The organism is Thiofilum sp., assembly GCF_016711335.1.
In the GTDB taxonomy this organism is placed as follows: Bacteria; Pseudomonadota; Gammaproteobacteria; order Thiotrichales; family Thiotrichaceae; genus Thiofilum.
Map to the genome: position 1 here is coordinate 1,750,135 of NZ_JADJTF010000001.1, position 19,192 is coordinate 1,769,326.

The 19,192-nt window shown below is 43.0% G+C and carries 20 protein-coding genes; 13 read left to right on the plus strand and 7 right to left on the minus strand.

The window, feature by feature from the left end; translation table 11 throughout:
- Positions 1 to 126: 126 nt before the first annotated feature.
- The 13 genes from IPL34_RS08330 to ilvN all read left to right on the plus strand — a co-directional run bounded on the left by IPL34_RS08330 (position 127) and on the right by ilvN (position 11,176).
- On the plus strand, positions 127 to 324 hold the full coding sequence (locus IPL34_RS08330) for a hypothetical protein (RefSeq protein ID WP_296840507.1): 198 nt from the start codon (positions 127 to 129) through the stop codon (positions 322 to 324).
- Between the two features lie 293 nt (positions 325 to 617).
- The gene (locus IPL34_RS08335) at positions 618 to 1,649 is read left to right on the plus strand and encodes a hypothetical protein (RefSeq protein WP_296840509.1); all 1,032 of its coding nucleotides are present in this window, start codon (positions 618 to 620) and stop codon (positions 1,647 to 1,649) included.
- 474 nt (positions 1,650 to 2,123) lie between these two features.
- The gene (locus tag IPL34_RS08340; protein WP_296840512.1) at positions 2,124 to 2,396 is read left to right on the plus strand and encodes a helix-turn-helix domain-containing protein; all 273 of its coding nucleotides are present in this window, start codon (positions 2,124 to 2,126) and stop codon (positions 2,394 to 2,396) included.
- Entirely contained in the window at positions 2,393 to 2,623 is a 231-nt protein-coding gene (locus tag IPL34_RS08345; protein WP_296840515.1) for a hypothetical protein, read from the plus strand. Before IPL34_RS08340 ends, IPL34_RS08345 begins: the two co-directional genes overlap by 4 nt.
- Positions 2,616 to 2,855 carry a hypothetical protein gene (locus tag IPL34_RS08350; RefSeq protein ID WP_296840517.1) on the plus strand — a complete coding sequence of 80 codons (240 nt, stop codon included), beginning with the start codon at positions 2,616 to 2,618 and terminating at the stop codon, positions 2,853 to 2,855. The genes IPL34_RS08345 and IPL34_RS08350 overlap by 8 nt, the downstream gene beginning before the upstream one ends.
- Entirely contained in the window at positions 2,852 to 3,751 is a 900-nt protein-coding gene (locus IPL34_RS08355) for a replication protein (protein ID WP_296840519.1), read from the plus strand. Before IPL34_RS08350 ends, IPL34_RS08355 begins: the two co-directional genes overlap by 4 nt.
- 2 nt (positions 3,752 to 3,753) lie before the next feature.
- Entirely contained in the window at positions 3,754 to 5,067 is a 1,314-nt protein-coding gene (locus IPL34_RS08360) for a hypothetical protein (RefSeq protein ID WP_296840522.1), read from the plus strand.
- Positions 5,057 to 5,248 (plus strand): hypothetical protein, encoded by a 192-nt coding sequence (locus IPL34_RS08365; protein ID WP_296840526.1) that lies wholly within the window; start codon positions 5,057 to 5,059, stop codon positions 5,246 to 5,248. Before IPL34_RS08360 ends, IPL34_RS08365 begins: the two co-directional genes overlap by 11 nt.
- Before the next feature lie 117 nt (positions 5,249 to 5,365).
- Positions 5,366 to 5,623, plus strand: a complete 258-nt coding sequence (locus tag IPL34_RS08370) for an AlpA family transcriptional regulator (protein WP_296840529.1) — start codon at positions 5,366 to 5,368, stop codon at positions 5,621 to 5,623.
- A complete protein-coding gene (locus IPL34_RS08375) occupies positions 5,620 to 6,660 on the plus strand; it encodes a toprim domain-containing protein (protein ID WP_296840532.1) in 1,041 nt (346 codons plus the stop codon). Before IPL34_RS08370 ends, IPL34_RS08375 begins: the two co-directional genes overlap by 4 nt.
- Positions 6,657 to 8,222 (plus strand): YfjI family protein, encoded by a 1,566-nt coding sequence (locus IPL34_RS08380; RefSeq protein WP_296840535.1) that lies wholly within the window; start codon positions 6,657 to 6,659, stop codon positions 8,220 to 8,222. The genes IPL34_RS08375 and IPL34_RS08380 overlap by 4 nt, the downstream gene beginning before the upstream one ends.
- Before the next feature lie 756 nt (positions 8,223 to 8,978).
- Positions 8,979 to 10,679, plus strand: coding sequence for a biosynthetic-type acetolactate synthase large subunit (gene ilvB, locus IPL34_RS08385; protein WP_296840539.1), 1,701 nt, complete (start codon positions 8,979 to 8,981; stop codon positions 10,677 to 10,679).
- 2 nt (positions 10,680 to 10,681) lie between these two features.
- Positions 10,682 to 11,176 carry an acetolactate synthase small subunit gene (ilvN, locus tag IPL34_RS08390; protein ID WP_296840543.1) on the plus strand — a complete coding sequence of 165 codons (495 nt, stop codon included), beginning with the start codon at positions 10,682 to 10,684 and terminating at the stop codon, positions 11,174 to 11,176.
- Positions 11,177 to 11,240: 64 nt separating this feature from the next.
- Here the strand turns inward: ilvN and IPL34_RS08395 are convergent, their stop codons facing one another.
- From IPL34_RS08395 to IPL34_RS08425, 7 genes are all read right to left on the minus strand, one after another.
- Positions 11,241 to 11,699, minus strand: a complete 459-nt coding sequence (locus tag IPL34_RS08395; protein ID WP_296840546.1) for a CopD family protein — start codon at positions 11,697 to 11,699, stop codon at positions 11,241 to 11,243.
- A 287-nt stretch (positions 11,700 to 11,986) separates the two neighbouring features.
- The gene (locus IPL34_RS08400) at positions 11,987 to 13,924 is read right to left on the minus strand and encodes a polysaccharide biosynthesis tyrosine autokinase (protein ID WP_296840550.1); all 1,938 of its coding nucleotides are present in this window, start codon (positions 13,922 to 13,924) and stop codon (positions 11,987 to 11,989) included.
- A gap of 164 nt (positions 13,925 to 14,088) precedes the next feature.
- Positions 14,089 to 15,234 (minus strand): acyltransferase, encoded by a 1,146-nt coding sequence (locus IPL34_RS08405; RefSeq protein WP_296840553.1) that lies wholly within the window; start codon positions 15,232 to 15,234, stop codon positions 14,089 to 14,091.
- Positions 15,235 to 15,268: 34 nt separating this feature from the next.
- Entirely contained in the window at positions 15,269 to 16,654 is a 1,386-nt protein-coding gene (locus tag IPL34_RS08410; RefSeq protein WP_296840556.1) for an undecaprenyl-phosphate glucose phosphotransferase, read from the minus strand.
- Positions 16,655 to 16,959: 305 nt separating this feature from the next.
- Positions 16,960 to 17,802 carry a glycosyltransferase gene (locus tag IPL34_RS08415; protein WP_296840559.1) on the minus strand — a complete coding sequence of 281 codons (843 nt, stop codon included), beginning with the start codon at positions 17,800 to 17,802 and terminating at the stop codon, positions 16,960 to 16,962.
- The gene (locus IPL34_RS08420) at positions 17,802 to 18,731 is read right to left on the minus strand and encodes a glycosyltransferase family 2 protein (protein WP_296840562.1); all 930 of its coding nucleotides are present in this window, start codon (positions 18,729 to 18,731) and stop codon (positions 17,802 to 17,804) included. Before IPL34_RS08420 ends, IPL34_RS08415 begins: the two co-directional genes overlap by 1 nt.
- Complete coding sequence (locus tag IPL34_RS08425; RefSeq protein ID WP_296840565.1) at positions 18,728 to 19,189, minus strand: acyltransferase; 462 nt, start codon at positions 19,187 to 19,189, stop codon at positions 18,728 to 18,730. Before IPL34_RS08425 ends, IPL34_RS08420 begins: the two co-directional genes overlap by 4 nt.
- Positions 19,190 to 19,192 lie beyond the last annotated feature (3 nt).

Here is a 19,192-nt window from a genome sequence, read left to right on the forward strand (position 1 = left end):
GTGCAGTCTATTTTTACGATTGCCCCCCGCCCCCCACGCGGTTTTGGGCTTGCAATATGCGGTGAAAGCAGGCTGTATAAGCAGTATAATGAGGCTGTTATAAACTATTGTCGGGAGACAACAATCATGGCATTAAAATTCACTCGATCAGATTTACAAACTCTTATAAGCAAGCATACAAACTGCACACCTGTACAGTGTTATGGGCTAATGGAGGCGTTAGAGAAAACAGGCTTGATTAAGCTGGATAAGCCAAATGAACTAAATGAAAACAGTTTTTATTATAAAAAGCAGGCTGAAACCAATGAATCATTCATAGGTTAACTAGCTACTATTCAACGTCGTGAGACGTAGAGGACAACGGAATGAATCCAGTTAGAAGAAGGCTTACAGACCCTTTTAAGGTGGCGATGGTATGGGCTAATTCACAGCGAGCTAGTGTTGAGAGGAGGGCTGGAAAGCGAAGGCGTGGCACATATGAGCGTAATGTTACTTTAGAGTGGTGCAGGCTACTGGATAAACTGTTAATCTGCTAAGCGTTAAGAATAAAAAGGGAAGCCTGCTACCGCTTCCCTTTTTTTAACCCACTAACGATGGGATTTTTGAGCAGATTAATTATGTTAGAAAATATTGACTTTAGCAAGTATCAAAGCTGGGCTAAAAATAATAAGTACGTAAATAGCCTAAGACCTTTGCATAAAAACTATTTGCCTTGGTTATTTATTTGTAGTGAGGAAAGAGCACAAGAACAGATAAAACTACTGAGTCAGTCAATAGATGCTCTAAACCTTCCTCTATCTAAATTAGTATCTGGTAGTAAAGAGCATAAAGATTGGGAAACCAACCAAAGAAGCTACCAACAGCATAAAATGGCGCTGGTATTATTGTCTGATCAGTTAGCCTTAGAAACTCTAGCTAATCTATGCTTTCCTTTTCATTGTCAATTATGGGCTAAGCAAATATTTAAAGACAGTATTTTAAAACTAATTGAGAAAGAAATACTTGCAGTTGCTTTGTACCCTTGGCAGAGCGAGCCTATAACAAGCTTAAATATTAAAGCTAAGCCATATATGAGTAATATTAATTCTATAGTAAGTAACAAAGAACGAATCCATAAGCTTTTAGAATTACCAAGTTTTCTAGCTCCATATACTCAAATTAAGCTAAGCAACTTCTTAGAGGCATCTCATTATGAGAAAAATTTAGAGGCTTGTGCCAGAATTTGGGAGGACTACCTTTACAACTCTACAACATCTGAGATCTATATAGCTCCTGCATTTAATGAGGATTCCCTAGAAACTGTGAACGGATACGCACATTTAAACCATCAATTAATAGATAATACTCCAGATAGCCTACCTATTCCTTGGCTATTTAAACCTAATGAGAGAAAAGCACGGTTTGTAGGAGAAATGCTAGAGGCAGCTTATAGGCTTTATCGTGCTAGACACCATAGAAACCCGCAAGATAAGAACTTTTCAGAGTTATTTGATCTTTTGACCCCTCAAGACTTGCCTGATTTTGTGAGTGAACGTAGTACAGACTCTAAAACCAGTAGTATAGAAATTAAACTTAAAGACAATCAGAACAATAGCTACCAATACAAGAACTTTCTAACCACTATCAAGCAAAAGATTATAAATATATGATTTATAATGAAATTTTTATTCAAACTAATAACTTGAATTAAGTTGAATAGATCGTAATAAGTACTTTGTTGCATAAATAAAAAAGCCACCGTGCAAGGGTGGCTTTACAAAGTTTGTTTTAAACATGAGCGCTTAGTATATGCAAAGTACTACCCACAGACAACGCGAAAAAACCGACGTTTTCCCCTTGACGGTTTTTTCAACTCAACTTAGACTAAAAGGCGCGGTGATTGAGTTCACCGCACTAAACGTAAAGTCCACTAAAGGCGGCAAAGTGAATATGCAACAACCGCCAACCAAGAGCGGTTTTTTTGTATCCGCACTCATGGCAAATAGTACACATTTGTCGAGGGTTGCGAGGAATAAAAAACCGACTCAGCGCGGGAATAATCGCGGCGTTTCCTTTAGGACGCTTTACGACTCTCGGCAGTTAATCTGCCAAAACGTAAAACATACTAAAGAGGTAAACGCACTATGACGCGCACCCTTCCTATCAGCGATCTACTAGCTATCGCTCAAGTACTCCAACAGGCACAAGCCGACAAAGCCCACAAAGGGCGCGGTACTGCCTATAACACCCTACTAAACAGCTTTCACCGTGAAGTGCTCCCTTTCTTTTTGGCAGCCACTCAAGGCAATATCACCGAAGCAGCGGGATTATTAGGAATCCATCGCAGCACCCTAAGCCTATACCTCAAACAAGCGGATTTAACTAGCAGCACCTTCCCTGTGGAGGTAGCAGCATGAAACCTACCTACTTAAAACGCTTAGAGGATGTTAGGAGCGAAATTAACTACTTACAGCACTTAGCCCAATTGTGCGCTGATTCACTTAAATATAGTGGCGTGATCGAACTCGACCATGTAACCCACACTAACCAACTAGCCGCAGATCGTTTATTCGACCTCACCAAAACCCTAGACGAATTAGAGACCGAATTGGCAGCGACTGAGAGTGAGGTGAGCCATGATTGACCGTAAATCACGTCTAGCTCAGCTAGATTTACCTCTACCTGTGCACAACACTCGCTCTACTCCCTTTAAGTACCAGCTTACCGTAGGCGGTAATACCTACTACTGGACAGGACGCGGACGCTTACCTCTCGTCTTTGACCAGTACCTTGACCAACACCGACACCTAGGCAGTCGTGAGCAGCTCCTACAAGGCTTATTGATTCAAGCACCAGTGCAGGAGGTAGCAGCATGAGCCTAGCTATTGCCCTCATTGACGCTGCATTAGGTGCAGACCTCAACAAAAATGAGCTTAAAACCTTCTTGGTACTCTTTCGTCAAACGCTTTGCTACGGTAAGACCTCAGACGCTTTAACCTTCAAGCGTGTCGCTAAGCTCTCTGGTATCCGTAAAGACCGCATTAAACCCGCTCTACAGCGCTTGGTGTCCACCGGACTGTTTGAGGCAACCCCTCACAAACTCTATGAACACGCCTACCGCATTGCAGCTCCTTTACTGGCACAACTAGACGGTGATTTTGTCGCGTTACCTGTCCCAAAAAACGGAGATACCTTCCGAAATTTGGGTGAAAACCTACCCGAAAAACGGGTACATACAATACATACCTCTACAAACAAAACCACGACAACGACTAGCGAGACTAAAACCAAATCTGACCAGTCCTCACTGCAAGCCGTGTGTAGTAGTGATTTTAATTTTGTTGGTGAATTACCTTACCCAAGCGCTTGGGATCATACCCAGCGCTCCAAGGCTGCACAGGTACTCGATGGTCTAAGCCCACAACAAGCCCATGATTGCCTCTTGCTGTTAGCCCATAGCCTCACCAAGGGCAAGGTAAGCAATGCACTAGGCTACCTCCACACCCTAGCCAAAGCCGCTAGAAGCAACACGCTAGACCGTAGCGCGTTAATTGCCTTAAAAGCCAATAGCGCACCTAGAGCGATTTTAAGCGCCTCTAGCACTAACCCGATACCTAATACCCTACAGCGTTTAAACGCCATTAAAGCAGAAATAAACGGCTTAGATGCGTTATTTAACCGTGCAGGAATCCCGATGGACAGTGCCACCGCTGCTAAACGTGCTAGCTATGTGGATGAATACAACGCACTCCAGCAGGGCTTAGGAGGTTAAGCATGGATAATTTATTGGTATTAGCCTTTTTAGGCATGATAGGCGCTCTAGTCTGGTTGCATATCAACAAAGGCAACCCTCACAAACTCAATACAGTACGCACCAAAACCAAAGGGCTAGGCGGCTTGTATATGGTAGAGAAGGTACTCCTACTCGCAGCGGGTTTAATGGGTAGCCTATTTGCTTATGGCATTTTTGCCCCTATTTGGGAGCCGCTAGGGTATCTAGTCGGGGCGATGGTCATAGCCTTTAACTTCTCTGAAGGGTTTTTAATCCGTTTAAGCATTGCAGCATGGCGTTATGGTTTTCAGTTAGTCGCTAGCCTTGCGGCTTTAGGCGTACTCATGATTATGGGGTATTCCCTGACAGCGGGTGCTAGTGTGATCGAAACCTTTTTAGGTAAAAACCAAGATTTACAATTAGCCGCACAGTATAAAATGGCAGCGAGCCAACAGCATATTGAAGCCGCAAAAGCCGATATATTGACCGCACAATTAAAAGCACGGGCTTTAGATCAATACGGTTATTTAAATAACCCCGATGTAGCCCAAGCACAAGCTCATGCCGCTACCATAGCCGCGCAAGAAAATCAGCGTATTGCACAGGTATTAGAAACCAAAACACCGGAGTTTAAAGCCGCTTTTGGTATGTCACGCGATGCAATTGCTTTTCTTGTGGCATTAGCCCTAGAGTTTTCTATTCTAGGTGTAGTGATATTCACCGAGTTATTTGGTAAACCTACCCCTCTTCCGGCTTTAGTACGCTTTGCCAATAAATCACTGGATTGGAATGTAAACCCACACCATTTACATAATCTTGCTATTGAGAAAAGCCCAGCACCTGAAACCATAGCCCTACCTTATACAGCGCCTCAAGTCGGTTTTGCAGGTGCATTACCCTATGCTAACCCTGTGCAACTAGACCCTGTGCAAGCCCCTTCTAACCCTGTGCACAGGGTCACACAGGGTTCAACCCGTGCTACACCTACACAGGGTATTAATGCCCTGCATGATGCCAATTTAGCCCCTAATGACAAACAAGATGAATTATTCGATTTATGGGTAATGAAACTAAGAGCAGGGGAATTAAAACCGAGTACCGAGCAAACACGGTTATTTATTAGTGAGCATAAACTAGCGAATGGTATTAAGTTAATTGCTGCATTAGCCGATTCATGGTTAAACCGTGCTTATAATATTGGCGTCTTAGCCTTAAACCCCATTCAAAAAAATGGTGTATCAAAATATATCTTAGCCGATACTCAACAGGGTAGGGTTGAATTAACTAAAAGGGAGGGTAGTGAAAATGCACTTTAATAACGCCGTACAAACTATTCGACTGGATATAAGCGATTCACAAGCCCTACAAATTCGAGAAAGGGAATTGCAGCGTAGTGGGGTATTTAAGGTAAATATTGCACGGATTCATTCAGGACTGATTGAAATTGAAATATTCAGCCATGCCGTAATAGAGGTAAACCCTAAACGCCTTACTTAGCATATTCAAGCTATCGACTCAGGGTAGGGCAGCTTTAGCCCTACCAGAGTCTGATAATACCCTGATAAGGAATGACGGCGGTTTTTTCGTCGTATTCAAAAAAGCCGAATTGATATTATGAAAAAGCATAAGGTTGCCAGCTTAACCCGTCTGATACCCGCACAGTTAAACCCTGTGACCTTACAAGACGAAAGTATTTATTTAACGATAACGGAGGTAATGGAAAAAACGCGCTTAAGTCGTTCTAGCATTTATCGCCGCATGAAGGAGGGTAATTTTCCAAACCCTACTAGGTTTGGTTCCAAATCGATTCGTTGGAGTCAAAAAGACTTAATTACATGGCTCAATAGCCATAAACAGGAAGTACCAACATGAACGCCACACAAGAAAAAGCCCTGATTACGGCAAATAATCAAGGCGACAAATTAAATATTTCAAGCCAAAAGTATAAAACATCAAATAGTGAAAAACCACTAGCTACGCATGAACTGTTAGCGCAATTTCAGCAAGCAATCTTGGAAGGTTTAGGCTATGCCCCACCGACTATAGAGCCTAGTGGCGTATTAAAGCGTTTTTCCTCCACTGGAAAACGTGCTGATCTAACCGGATGGTATGTCCTGCATCTCCACGGTACTTATGCAGCGGGTGCATTTGGGTGCTGGCGTAGTGGCATTAAACAAACATGGCATAGCGCCCACGGGTCAAGCCGCTTGAGTCGTGAAGATTGGAGCGTCATTAAACAAGCCATTCAGCAGGCTAAAACAGCCCAACGCCATGAACACCAACGCGCACAGGAAGAGGCTCTTACCTTATGGCTCAGTGCTGAACCTGCCAGTGCTGCACACCCTTATCTATTCAGCAAGCGTGTAGGTGCTTATGGGATTAAGCAGCTTGATCAAGTACTGCTGATACCCCTATGTGACCTAGAGGGCAACCTGCATGGGGTACAAAAGATTTACCCTAGCCCCCAAAACCTAGGCGGTTCGCTCACCAATAAAGTATTCCCCAAAGGGACTAACAAAAAGGGGCATTTTCACCTGATTGGCAATAGCCTGACTCACCCTAAAGGTGTGTTTTTATGTGAAGGATACGCCACGGGTGCAAGTTTGTATGAAGCCTATCAATTACCCGTGCTGGTGGCGTTTGATGCAGGAAACCTATTCCCTGTCGCCAAAGCCTATAAAACCCGCTTTCCAAATAGCCGTTTAACCGTATGTGCAGACAATGACCGCAAGCATTCCACTAATACCGGATTAACCAAAGCCAGAGAGGTAGTAGAGGCTTTACCCCATACAGGGCTAATCGTTCCTGATTTTCCAGAGGGTGCGGATATAAACCTAAGCGATTTTAACGACTTGGTAAATTTTATTGCGCATCAACAGCAGGTCTTAAGCAAGGAAGTTTTAGCATGAATATAGCCTCTTCAAAACCTGCTTTAAGTGTAGTGAGTAGCTTTGTTAAGACTGAAAAGCCCACTACTAGCCCGTGGTTAGCACCGGAAAGCCTCACCTCGACCAGCCAAGGGAGAGAATGCCCTATAGAGCACTTACCCAATGTGCTTAAGAAGGCTGTTTTAGAGGTGGTGTCTATTGTGAAATGTCCTATTCCTCTAGCGCTTAACTCTGCTCTAGGTGTCTTAGCAGTAGCAGGACAAGGGGTAGCTAACATTAGACCGCATCGCAATATTAAGCCTTCACCCTTAAGTCTGTACTTAATAGCTATTGCAGAATCAGGCGAGCGCAAAACCACAGCCGATTATTTCTTTAGCGCTAAGTTATTCGATTGGGTCTATGCCCAACAAAAGGAGCTTGAAAGCGACTTTAAGAAAAGTAAGGCACACCTAAGCGCCTGGGAACGTGAACTAGACGGTGTAAAACAAGCCATTACTCATAAAAGCCGTAAAAATGAGCCTTTTAACGAGGAATTGAGCCGCTTAGAGTTGTTAGAGCAGACTAAGCCTAGCTTGCTGAAAATGCCTCAAATGATCTTTGCGGATACTACACCTGAAGCGATTGCTTACGATCTTACCCATAAGTGGCCCTGTGCAGGTATCTTATCGGGTGAGGCGGGTGTGGTTTTAGGTGGGCATGGTATGAAAGCTGAAAATATCACCCGTAATCTAGCTACCTTGAACACGTTATGGGAAGGTGGCGCTATTCAAGTTAATCGACGCGGTGAAGGGGGCAGTTTTGATGTGCGAAATGTGCGCTTGTCGATGGGGTTAGCCGTACAGCCTAGCGTCATTCGAGAGTTTTATGAGCAAAACGGTATAACCGCTAGAGGCTCAGGGTTTTCAGCCCGCTTTTTAATGGCTAACCCAACATCTAAACAAGGCACAAGAGCCTTAACCCTAGAAGAGGTCGAAAACGAGCATAGCACCCCTTACCTCAATAGTTTCAAAGCGCAATTAGTCCAGCTATTAGAGGCTCAATTTCAACAAGCCAAAGCAGGGGCATTAGTCGATTTACCTGAACTAATACTCTCTAAGGACGCCTTAGAACTGTGGATTGATTACCATAACCGTATAGAAAGCGATTTAGCGCCTAATCGTGTCTATGAGCACTATAAGGACATAGCCTCAAAATCAGCCGATAATGTGGCACGCTTAGCAGGTTTGTTTCATCTCCTACAAGGCTATGACACGCAAACTGAAGTAAACCAAGAAACTATGAATGCAGCCGTTAGGTTAGGACTGTGGTACTTAGACGAATCACGGCGCTTCTTTGAAGAGGTGGCGTTACCTGTTGATTTATCCAACGCGCTTAAATTGGATAGCTGGTTGATTAAGTACTGTAAAGACAATCACACCGACTACATAGACAAGCGCAAAGCCCGACAGTTAGCCCCTAATCGCCTTAGAAATATGCAGGAACTAGAGAAAGCACTGACTGAGTTAGAGACCCATAATCGGGTTAAAATCAGTCAAGAGGAACGCAAGACCATTATCGAGGTGAATCCCATTCTCTTAGTTTAATCAATTCAATTTAAAAATTAGTTTATGAAAGCCTAGCATCGTCTAGGCTTTTTTATGCCTATTGAGTCAAGCGTAGCAAAGTGTAGCAACTGTAGCAGTAGCAACCGCCTCTAAGTGTGATTCACGCTCTATATACGATAACGATACTAATCAATGACTTAGCTAAGATCGGTTTCAAGGTGTAGCAAGTGTAGCAACTGTAGCAGTAGCAACCGCCTCTAAGTGTGATTCACGCTCTATATACGATAACGATACTAATCAATGACTTAGCTAAGATCGGTTTCAAAGTGTAGCAAGTGTAGCAACTGTAGCAGTAGCAACCGCCTCTAAGTGATCTAATAGGGTAAGAGGTCGAAAACCAGTACTATAGCCTTGACGGAAAAAGCACCTCACTAGGTGGGGTACTTGATGCTAAGCATTGCTTTTTAGATTGCTTTATGAAAATAGGCTAGGGTGAGTTATGTTATTATTCAAATACTTATGCGGGTTATTCGGTTGCAACCGTAGCCACCAAAAATATCTCAAAAAACCCTTACAGAGTTTAACTTTGTAGGGGTTTTTTGTTTTTGATACTCATATATGACTTGTGCGTTGCCGCAATTTCCCTTTCTGGGTGATGAATTTCCCCTTGATTCGTATTATGATTCGAGTCTTTTCTTAATAGTGCAGGTAGTTTAGGCAATCACCTTTACGGTGCTAAGTAGCTGACTATTTACTATTATGCTTTGTTTGATCAATCCTAATCAGGAGAGAAGAGTGGAACTGACCGGTGCCGAGATATTCGTAGAGTGTCTAAAGGCAGAAGGTGTTGATACCGTTTTCGGTTACCCAGGTGGAGCCGTATTGTACATTTACGATGCCTTATATAAAGCGCAAAACGAAATCAATCATATTCTAGCCCGACACGAGCAAGGGGCTGTACACGCAGCCGAGGGTTATGCTAAATCGACCAATAAGCCGGGCGTGGTGCTAGTTACCTCTGGTCCGGGGGCGACTAATGCAGTCACTGGTATTGCGGATGCTTATATGGATTCCGTGCCACTGGTGGTCTTTACAGGACAGGTTCCTCGCGCTCTGATTGGGAATGATGCCTTCCAAGAAGTCGACATCGTGGGTATTACCCGCCCTTGTGTGAAGCATAATTTCCTAGTAACCCGAATTGAAGATTTAGCGCCTACGATTAAAAAGGCGTTTTATATCGCCAGCACGGGACGTCCGGGACCCGTATTAGTAGATATTCCTAAAGATATTACCCAGATGAAGGGTGAGTTTAATTATCCTAGTGATATTAGCATTCGCTCTTATAATCCGACCGTTAAAGGTAATAAACGCCAAGTTCGTCGTGCTATCGATTTGATTCTCGAATCCAAACGCCCGATGCTTTATACCGGAGGCGGCGTTATTTTAGCGGGGGCTGCTAATGAGCTGACCGAGTTTACTCGTCTAACGGGTTTCCCGATTACTAATACTCTGATGGGCTTAGGTGGCTATCCTGCGACTGATCCGCAGTTTGTCGGTATGTTGGGTATGCATGGTACGTTTGAAGCTAACCATGCTATGCATGATTCGGATTTAATCGTTGCTATCGGGGCGCGTTTTGATGACCGCGTGACTGGTAATATCGAAAAATTCTGTCCTTACGCCAAAATTATTCACGTCGATATTGATCCTGCGACCATTTCTAAGAATGTTAAAGTGGATATTCCCATTGTGGGCGATGTCAAAAACGTTCTAGTGGATTTAATTGATGAATTGCGCAGTCGTGAGCAAGGTGTGAAGCCTGATCAAATTGCGGATTGGTGGAAGCAAATCAACGAATGGCGTAAAACTAATTGCCTCAGTTATAACCAAAAAATGGATAGTCCTATCCTTGCGCAGTATGTAGTAGAAAAACTGTGGGAGGTGACGGGTGGTGATGCATTTGTGACCTCGGACGTAGGGCAGCATCAAATGTGGGCGGCGCAATTCTATAAGTTTGATAAACCGAATCGCTGGATTAACTCTGGCGGCTTAGGCACGATGGGCTTTGGTTTGCCAGCAGCGATGGGCGTACAGATTGCTCACCCTGATGCTACAGTCGCCTGTATTAGTGGTGATGGTAGTATTCAGATGTGCATTCAAGAATTAGCCACCTGTCTACAATATCGCTTACCCATTAAAATCATTACCTTAAATAATGGCTATTTAGGTATGGTGCGTCAGTGGCAAGAGTTCTTCTATCAAAAACGCTATTCCATGTCCTATATGGAGGCCCTACCTGATTTCGTGAAATTAGCTGAGGCTTATGGTCACGTAGGGATGCGTATCGAAAAACCTAGCGATGTTGAGGGTGCTCTGCGTGAGGCAATGGCGATGAAAGATCGATTGGTCTTTATGGATTTCATTACCTCTGCTGAGAACAATGTTTATCCTATGGTTCCAGCCGGTGCTGGTCATAATGAAATGATATTGGTGTAGCCATGCGACATGTAATCTCAATTCTGATGGAAAACGAGGCGGGTGCACTGTCGCGGGTTGCAGGTCTATTCTCAGCGCGTGGTTATAATATTGAGTCTTTGACCGTTGCACCGACCGATGATGCGACCCTATCACGCTTGACTTTAGTGACTGTAGGCAGTGACGAAATTGTAGAGCAGATCATTAAGCAACTGCATAAACTCGTTGATGTGGTGAAAGTCATGGATCTCAATGACTACCCCCATATTGAGCGCGAAATGATGTTGGTTAAAATCGATGTGCAAAAACATGGCGCATGCGATGTAGTAAAGCGTATCTCTGATATTTTCCGTGCGCGTATTATCGATGTAGGTGAAAAGTCCTATACGGTAGAGGTGACAGGCAGTCGTGGAAAATTAGATGGCTTTTTACAAGCCCTACATGAAGTGCGTGTTGTTGAAGTAGTACGTTCTGGCAGTATGGGCATTGCTCGTGGTGCAGTCGCTTTAAACGTCTAATGACTTAATTACTTACTTCGTTTAGGAGTACTTCAAACTTGAAGTACTCTTGCTCTTTAATCTGTTAAATCCAGTACTTACCTGCTGCTCCAATCACAGTAGTAATTAGCCCTAAACTTAAATTAATCCCAATCATCATTCTAATTTGATTGAGTTGTGTACCGGCTGTGCTCCAATCTTGACTAGCGACTGCTTGCTTGAGACGTTTATAAGGGGCAAAAAATAGATGTCCAAAAATCGCCATCATGATTAAGCCTAAGAGCTGCATAATATGTACAAATACTGGCGTATTTTTCATTCCTCCATATGGACCAAAGATCATCCAATAGCCACTGATAAGAATTAATACAATACTAGCTATCACCCACGGAAAAAACTTACTAAAGACTCCGCTCCAAAGACTTAAACGCACGGGTGCATCTAATTGACTAGCAGCAATAGGGCGCAAAGCCATGTAAGCAAAAAACATCCCGCCCACCCAAATAACCACGGCTAGCACGTGTAAAGCTAAGGCAATAGCCATAAATCAGATCCCTCTTAAGTAAATTAGCGAATGCTAAACTAATACTATATCCAAGTCGTACTGCAAAGAGATAGTAAGACCACTAATCGTCAGTTGATGATAAGTAGTCATTCAAAAGTTATCGGGTATCCCTTCCGCAGGAGCTGTGCATTCATCCTTGTACGCTTCAAGGCGGCATCCCTGCCGCCAAGACTGCTCCAGAAATACCCGATAAGTACTTAGTAATAAAAAAGGCGAGTAATTATACCCGCCTTTTGAGAGGCTAGAACAATAAGCTTAAGGCTTAATTAAGCCGTAGCTTTTTCATTTTTATAGTAATAATAGTCGTAGTCATAGCCTAAGCGCCCTGAGGTGTCGACCTTATTTAATACAATGCCCACCAAATTAGAGTTAGCTTGTCTTAAACGCTTAATCGCATTGTGTACGGCCGCCACTTTAGTATCACGACTATTGACGGTTAACAGCGTACTGTCGGCGAGTGAAGATAAGAGTAAAGAGTCAGCCAAACCCAATACTGGAGGGCCGTCTAAAATAATCACTTCAAAGTTACGACGGGCTTGATCTAAAAACTGTTTGAGGCGTCTAGAAGAGAGCAGCTCAACTGGATCTTTAGGAGGATCACCAGCGGTCATAATATACAAATTATCGGCTTGAGCCTTGTGTAGTAGATGATCAGATTCCACCTTACCTTGTAGATAATCTGCTAGACCAATTTTAGCATTCGCTGATAACGCTTCGCCAAACGATGGGTTGCGTAGGTCAGCATCCACTAATAGGGTTTTAACTCCGGCATTAGCATAGGCCAGCGCTAGATTAGATGCAGTAGTTGTTTTACCTTCATTGGCACAAGCACTGGTCACATAAATGACATGTGAGCTTTGTTGGCTTTCCACCGTACTAAAACGCAGTGTGGTTCGTAAGGAGCGGAAGGCTTCTGCAATAGAGGATTTAGGATCTGAAACTACTAAGCGGGCAATCTTGTGCGCACTAGCATTATGTTTAGCCGCTGGAATCGCTGCTAAAATAGGTAAACCTGTTGCTTGTTCTAAATCAGCCACGTTTTTAATGCCATCGTACATGAATTCTTTCAAAAAGGCCGCAGCGACACCGAGCAATAAGCCCAGTAAAGTAGCAAAGGCTAAATTGGTACTGAGTTTGGGTTTATAGCGGGTAGTTGGGACATCCGCTTTATTCACAGCCCACACATTATTGGCGGTCATACTGCCGGCTAAATCAATGTCTTCAATGCGTTTGAGCAGTGATTGGAATACTTCCTGATTATTACGTACTTCACGTTGCAGCGTTTTGTACTCAATCATCTTGCTTTGTTGTTCAAGCAATTCTCCTTGACGCACGCTTAGCTCTTCCCGTAGGAGGTTAACACGTTTACGTGCAGCTTCTATTTCACCACGGCTTGACTTATCTGCGGTTTCAACTTTAATGCGATCATTCTCAGCCTGAACAATTTGTTCTGATAATTTAGTCACAATTAGGCTCAGTGTGGTGCTTTGAGTCTCGACACCATCATCAGCCCCTAAAATACCGTTTTTACGGCTATATTCATTGAGTTGGCGTTCAGAATCTTGCAGTTTGGTTTTAGCATCGGCAATTTTCTTTTCCAATGCTTCGGTTGTTTCAGTGGTTAACAGTGAACGCTTAGATTGATTATTGGCGACAAAATTATCCACCAGCGCATTAGCGATTTTGGCTGATAATTCAGCATTGGGGGTTTCCACATGCACATCTACTAAGCGCGAGTTGCGAATCGGCTCTACCGTAATATTATCCAGTAGACTATCAATTAAGTTCGTTTCAGCATCCGTATTATTGCGGAATAAAGCTTTCACTTGACCCAATAAAGATGGGCTAATAGCCGTCTCATCCAATTTTAGGTCTTTAATCACTTGAGCAATTAAGGAACGGCTGCTAATTAACTCTAATTGGGTATCAAAATAACCACGCGGATCACGAATATCACCAGGGCCTAGTACATCTGTTTCGGCTAGTTTAGCACCCGCCTCACGCTCAATCTGGACAGTAGCCGTAGCGCGATAGACTGGCGTACTTAAAAAAGTAAACAAGAGAGTTAATAGGATAGTAGTTAGTAATATTCCCAATACTAGACCCTTACGCCGCATCAGCGTTTTCCAAAATTCTCTAAGGTCGAGGTTATCCTGTGTCTTTAATAGCTCACTGCGCTGCGAGGTTGATCCGTTGGCTTGCATGGGCTGGCTACTTCCTATGTTTTGCATAAAATATCAAGTTATTAAGGTGTCATTAAGACAATTCGTCATGGGCGCTGATTATAGCGAGTTCAATCAAAAATAATTAGCATCCTGTAATATTTTGTCTCGTCGTGAGCAGTAATTCTGCATTTGGAACCTGTGGCTTAACCAGTTTTACCGGATGAAGCGTAGCGTTGATTAATCCAATGACGTACTGGAGTCTCAAAATAGCGGTAAGACAAAATAGCCAGTAGTGTTAAAACAACGACAAAAACATAAAAATGTAAATGACTGCCTTCTGGTAACCAGCTAGCAGTGATTTGTTTATACACCCCATACGCAGGGCGTTGCAGAATATAAAGTGAATAACTAGCCTCACCTAATAGCACCAGTATGGGGAGACTAAATAAACGACTAACCCGGCTTTTATCGAGCGCTAAAAAAACGATAAAGGCAATAAATAAGGGTGCAATTAGGCCATTATTATACGCCAGTTTAAGTCCCAACGAGTGTTCTAGGGTAGACTGAACTAAGATCAATAATGCAGCGAGTGCAGCGCTCAGTAGCATGAGCGTGGTATTGGTAGTACCTGAAAACCCCTGAAAATAACCGCGGCGGAAGTAAACACCTACGACAAAGCCCATAACGAAAGTACTTAAGTGCATCACCGGATTGTAATAAATAAAGTCGTGGAGTGCAGGAGTTTGATCATGACTTTGCATAAAAGCTCGCGCTTCATAGGCGGGCAAACCCAATACAGGGTTGAGAATATTATTCAGTAAGCCAAATTGCAGCAATTGAGTAATAATCCAAAACGCTAGGGTGAACACTACTAGGCTAGTGAAATGGCGTTTTTGTGCCCAAATTAACCACAAAGGGAAGGTCAAGTAAAAAAACGCTTCCACCGATAATGACCAGCCGGGCGAGTTATAACTTAATGGATACCCCCCCGGAACCCAAGCCTGTAGCATAGTAAGGTTTAATAAAGCGGCAAGCCCATCTAGTTGCCCTTTGCGTACACTATCAGCAATCATAAACAGTAAGGCTAATAGATAAACGGGATAAATGCGTGCAAGGCGAGCTATCCAGTAGCGTCCTTTATCAAGCGGTGGTTTAGTGCGCGGTGAGTAATAGGCAATCGCCATAATGAAACCCGACAGCACAAAGAAGTAACATACCGCAATCGGGCCAGCGGTCATTAAGGGATTGATCCACTCCACATTAGCAGGCCATGCCTCTCGACCGAAGTGGAAGAACACGACGGTCAGGGCGGCAATATAGCGCGTGAAGGTTAACTGCTCGAGTTTCAAAATGGCTGCTCAACTTAAGGATGGGTACTAAAGCTTAGTACGCATTCTTATCGTTTAAAGTTTTAAAGGCAGTAGCAAAAATGATTTTTAAATCCAACCATAAGCTCCAACGTTGGATATATTCCAAATCATATTCAACCCGTTTTTGCATTTTATATAGTGTGTCGGTTTCACCGCGCCAGCCATTGACTTGTGCCCAGCCAGTAATGCCGGGTTTCATCGCATGACGACTCATATAGCCGGGTATTAATTGCTTATATTGCTCATTATGAGCTACTGCATGAGGGCGAGGGCCTACAATCGACATATGTCCTTGGAGCACATTAAAAAACTGAGGTAGTTCATCTAGAGAAGTGCGTCTTAAAAAAGCACCTACTTTAGTAATACGTACATCATTACGTGTGGCTTGTTTAATACTGGCTCCATTTTCACAGACTGTCATACTGCGGAACTTCCACACTTGGAATTTTTCACCGCGCAATCCATGACGGCTTTGTTTAAATAGAATAGGGCCGGGGGATGAAACTTTGACTGCTATGGCAATCATAACTAATAAAGGAGCTATTAGAGCCAAGATTATTAAGCTTACTACGATGTCTTCTACACGCTTAATCAAGGCACTAAAGCCTGTTAGCGGTTCATCATAAAGGCGTACTAATGGAGTATTCATCATCTCCATCGGACGACTGCTCAGAATAGTCTTAGTAAATTCATCAGGTATTAAGCGGATAGGTGTCATGGTATCGGCTAGGCGGTTAATAATGTCATTGTCCAACGGTGACCAACCGGCGGGTAACGATAAATAAATTTGATCCCAAGTGCCGTTGCGTGCAGCCTCTAGCATAGTCTCTAAATCACCAATATGGGCGTATTGGCTAGGGATATGGCTAGATTCTTGGTCGGTGACCGTATAAAAGCCCGCAATTTGTAAACCCATTTCAGGGTGACTATCAACAGTTTGCGCGAAACGTAAGGATTGGCGTGTAACGCCTGCAATCGCAATAGAGCGGTTATTGAGGCCTAGCGTTTTGAGTGCAGATTGTAAGCCACGTAATAAATAGCGTGAACTAATTAGTGCAATTGGGGTGATAAGCAACCAGCTAATCAAGATCAGGCGTGAAAACTCATTAGATTTCTTAGTAGCGAAAATGATAAAGATTAACAGTAAGAAAGTGGCTAACCACGTCACTACTAAACGCATACCTTCATCACGCATAAACGGGCGTCCGCCCCATGAAGCATAAATTTCGGTAAATCGTCCTACAAAGCCAAACAATAACGCAGCGCCTAAACCTGCCACTAAATAAGGATTAAGGTCATAGGTTTTGGGGTAAAAATAAGCTAAAAGCACAATGCTTAAAACACTGAGGGTATCTGCGCTGCGATAGACGAGTTCAGAGCTGATTTTTTTATCTACCATCGCTTTACTAATCCAGTCTCTTTTGAACCTTAACTATGATAAATAGTAGGGTTTTTATTGTAAAAACAAAGAGGTTACCACCGAGCTGGTGTATAAAAACAACACCTACCATTGCTGCTGAAAACTCAGCGCTACGATTTGCACTACTCAATAACAGTTTGTTTTGGATAAAAAACTGCAATCGGAGCCAGTGATGTAACACTCTCTAATAACGTAATCAATAAGGCTAATATAGCTTATTTTTCCAACTTGTGTCTCAAAAAAACACTTAATGGTGTTGTTTTCCTGCTAATTATCATATTCGGTTAAGAATGGCTACTCACTTGACGTGAGGATTCATCTTTTTCCCACCGATAGCTAGACAGTTTTTTAAACTGTTGTTTAGCACGAGTACGAATCACTAAGCTAATGCCGATATAAGCCACAGTGGCCACAAAATCTTTGCTGAATAGACGTTGACGCAAGATTTGAGAGTAGGGCTTATTCTCGGTTTGAGTACACAAACCTTTGGCGGCTAATTCCATATTGCCTAATCGTGCTCTTGATTTAATTTTAATCAGAGAGTTTAGATTATGGGGAGCAGCAATATAAATCTTAGCGCCTTGTACATTACCGCGCTCATGACGTGCAAACTGACAACGGACAAATCCATCATCATTGATGACCGATGGAAAAGCACTAAAGCGTTCATGTCCCTGTTGTGAGATCACATAACTACAAGTAGCGACCAAACCATCACGAATATAAGGCAGGCTCAACCACGTTTTATAGTATTGGCGTACCAGCCAAGAGGATTTTGAAGTATCGATAATCGGCTCTGGAGCAGCTAATAATAACTGACCCTTAGCCATTTCCTGAGTAATACGTAGGATTGCCCCTTCACTCAAGCGCGTATCGGCGTCAATATAAAAGGCAGGCCAAGTCAGAATATGTTTTTCTGCCTCATTTAACGCATTCACCTTGGAAGGTATAGCAATATCTAAACACAGTACTTGAGGATAGCGCCTGCGTACAATATCGGCTGTATTATCGGTACAACCATTACAGGCGACGATAATGCGCTCTACCCCTGCTTGGTTAACTAGCGTATCTAGGCAGCGCTCTATGACGGTTGCCTCGTTATGTGCAGGTACAATAAGAGTAGCCATTAGCGATACCCTCGCATCCAATCACTACGCTGGTTATAGACCGTTTGCCACTCGCGTGCTGCCTCACTGTTTGGTTTGAATAATTTGTGTATAAAATACTTATTCCAAACATATAAAAAGAGTAAGCCTTTATGTATAGGCTGACGCCAGCCTTGTACATGACGATAGGTAAGCTCGATTTTACCCTTCATCAATTTAATCATTTTGCCAGAGAAGCGTGCATGACTCGCTCCACCATGATGAATGATGCGTGCATCAGGATTAACAATAGGACGATAACCTAATTTAGCGGCTTTTAAACAAAAATCGGCTTCCTCGGCATACATAAAGAACTGCGGATCAAGACCACCAATCTCATCCCACAGTTCGCGTGTGGTGAGAAAAAAGCATCCCGAAACAATATCCACTTCTTTGATCGAGTCGCGCTTCCAACAACCATAATTAGCATTATTAAATAAACAGGTATGACTAAAAGCCTTACTCAGACCTGTAGCGCTAAACAATAAATTACTAATATTAGGCTTAGACCAAGCATGTTGGGAGTTTAAGCTCAGATCATTATTCAGTGTAACGCCACTCCAAATACCATTTCTAGGATGTTGTTTGGCGAAAGCCATGAGTTTATCAATCGCATGGTCTACTATTTTGGTATCGGGATTCAGCAGTAGGATGTACTTACCTTGTGAGTTTTTGACGCCGATTTGCACGCCACCTGCAAAACCTAAGTTAGCACCAGAGTCAATTAATTTGACTTGTGGGAAAGCTTGAGCAATAACCTTAAGTGAGTCGTCTTGCGAAGCATTATCCACTACAATAATTTCAAAATGAGTTTTTTGGGTTTGATCATAAACAGACTGTAACGCCGTTATGATTAGTTTGGCAGTATTATAAGAGACTAGAATAATACTTAATTCAGGAATATTACTCATGGTACTACCCGTCCGTAAGCAATCGTATTAATACCGGAGCGTACTACTTTGGCGGGATTACCTGCCACGATACTATTCGAGGGCACATCTTTAGTGACCACGCTGCCAGCCCCTACAATTACATGATCACCTACACTCACACCAGGCATAATGATTGAGGCACAGCCAATAAAACAGTTTTTACCAATTTTGGTTTTTTGGGCAAAAGCGCCGCCATGGCGTTGAGTGGAGTAATCATGTGCTAAAATAATTGAATCAAACGCTATATAGGTTTTTTCGCCTATTTCGACGCATTTGGGATTGGTTTTATCAATCCTAGCCTTAAATGAAATCCGCACATCAGGCGCAATTTGCATACCGTAAAAGGTTCTAAACATCCATGTTCTCAGCCATAATAGACTATCACGAATATGGACTAGCCACATAAATGCACGTTGATTCAGGAACCGCAATCTCATCGC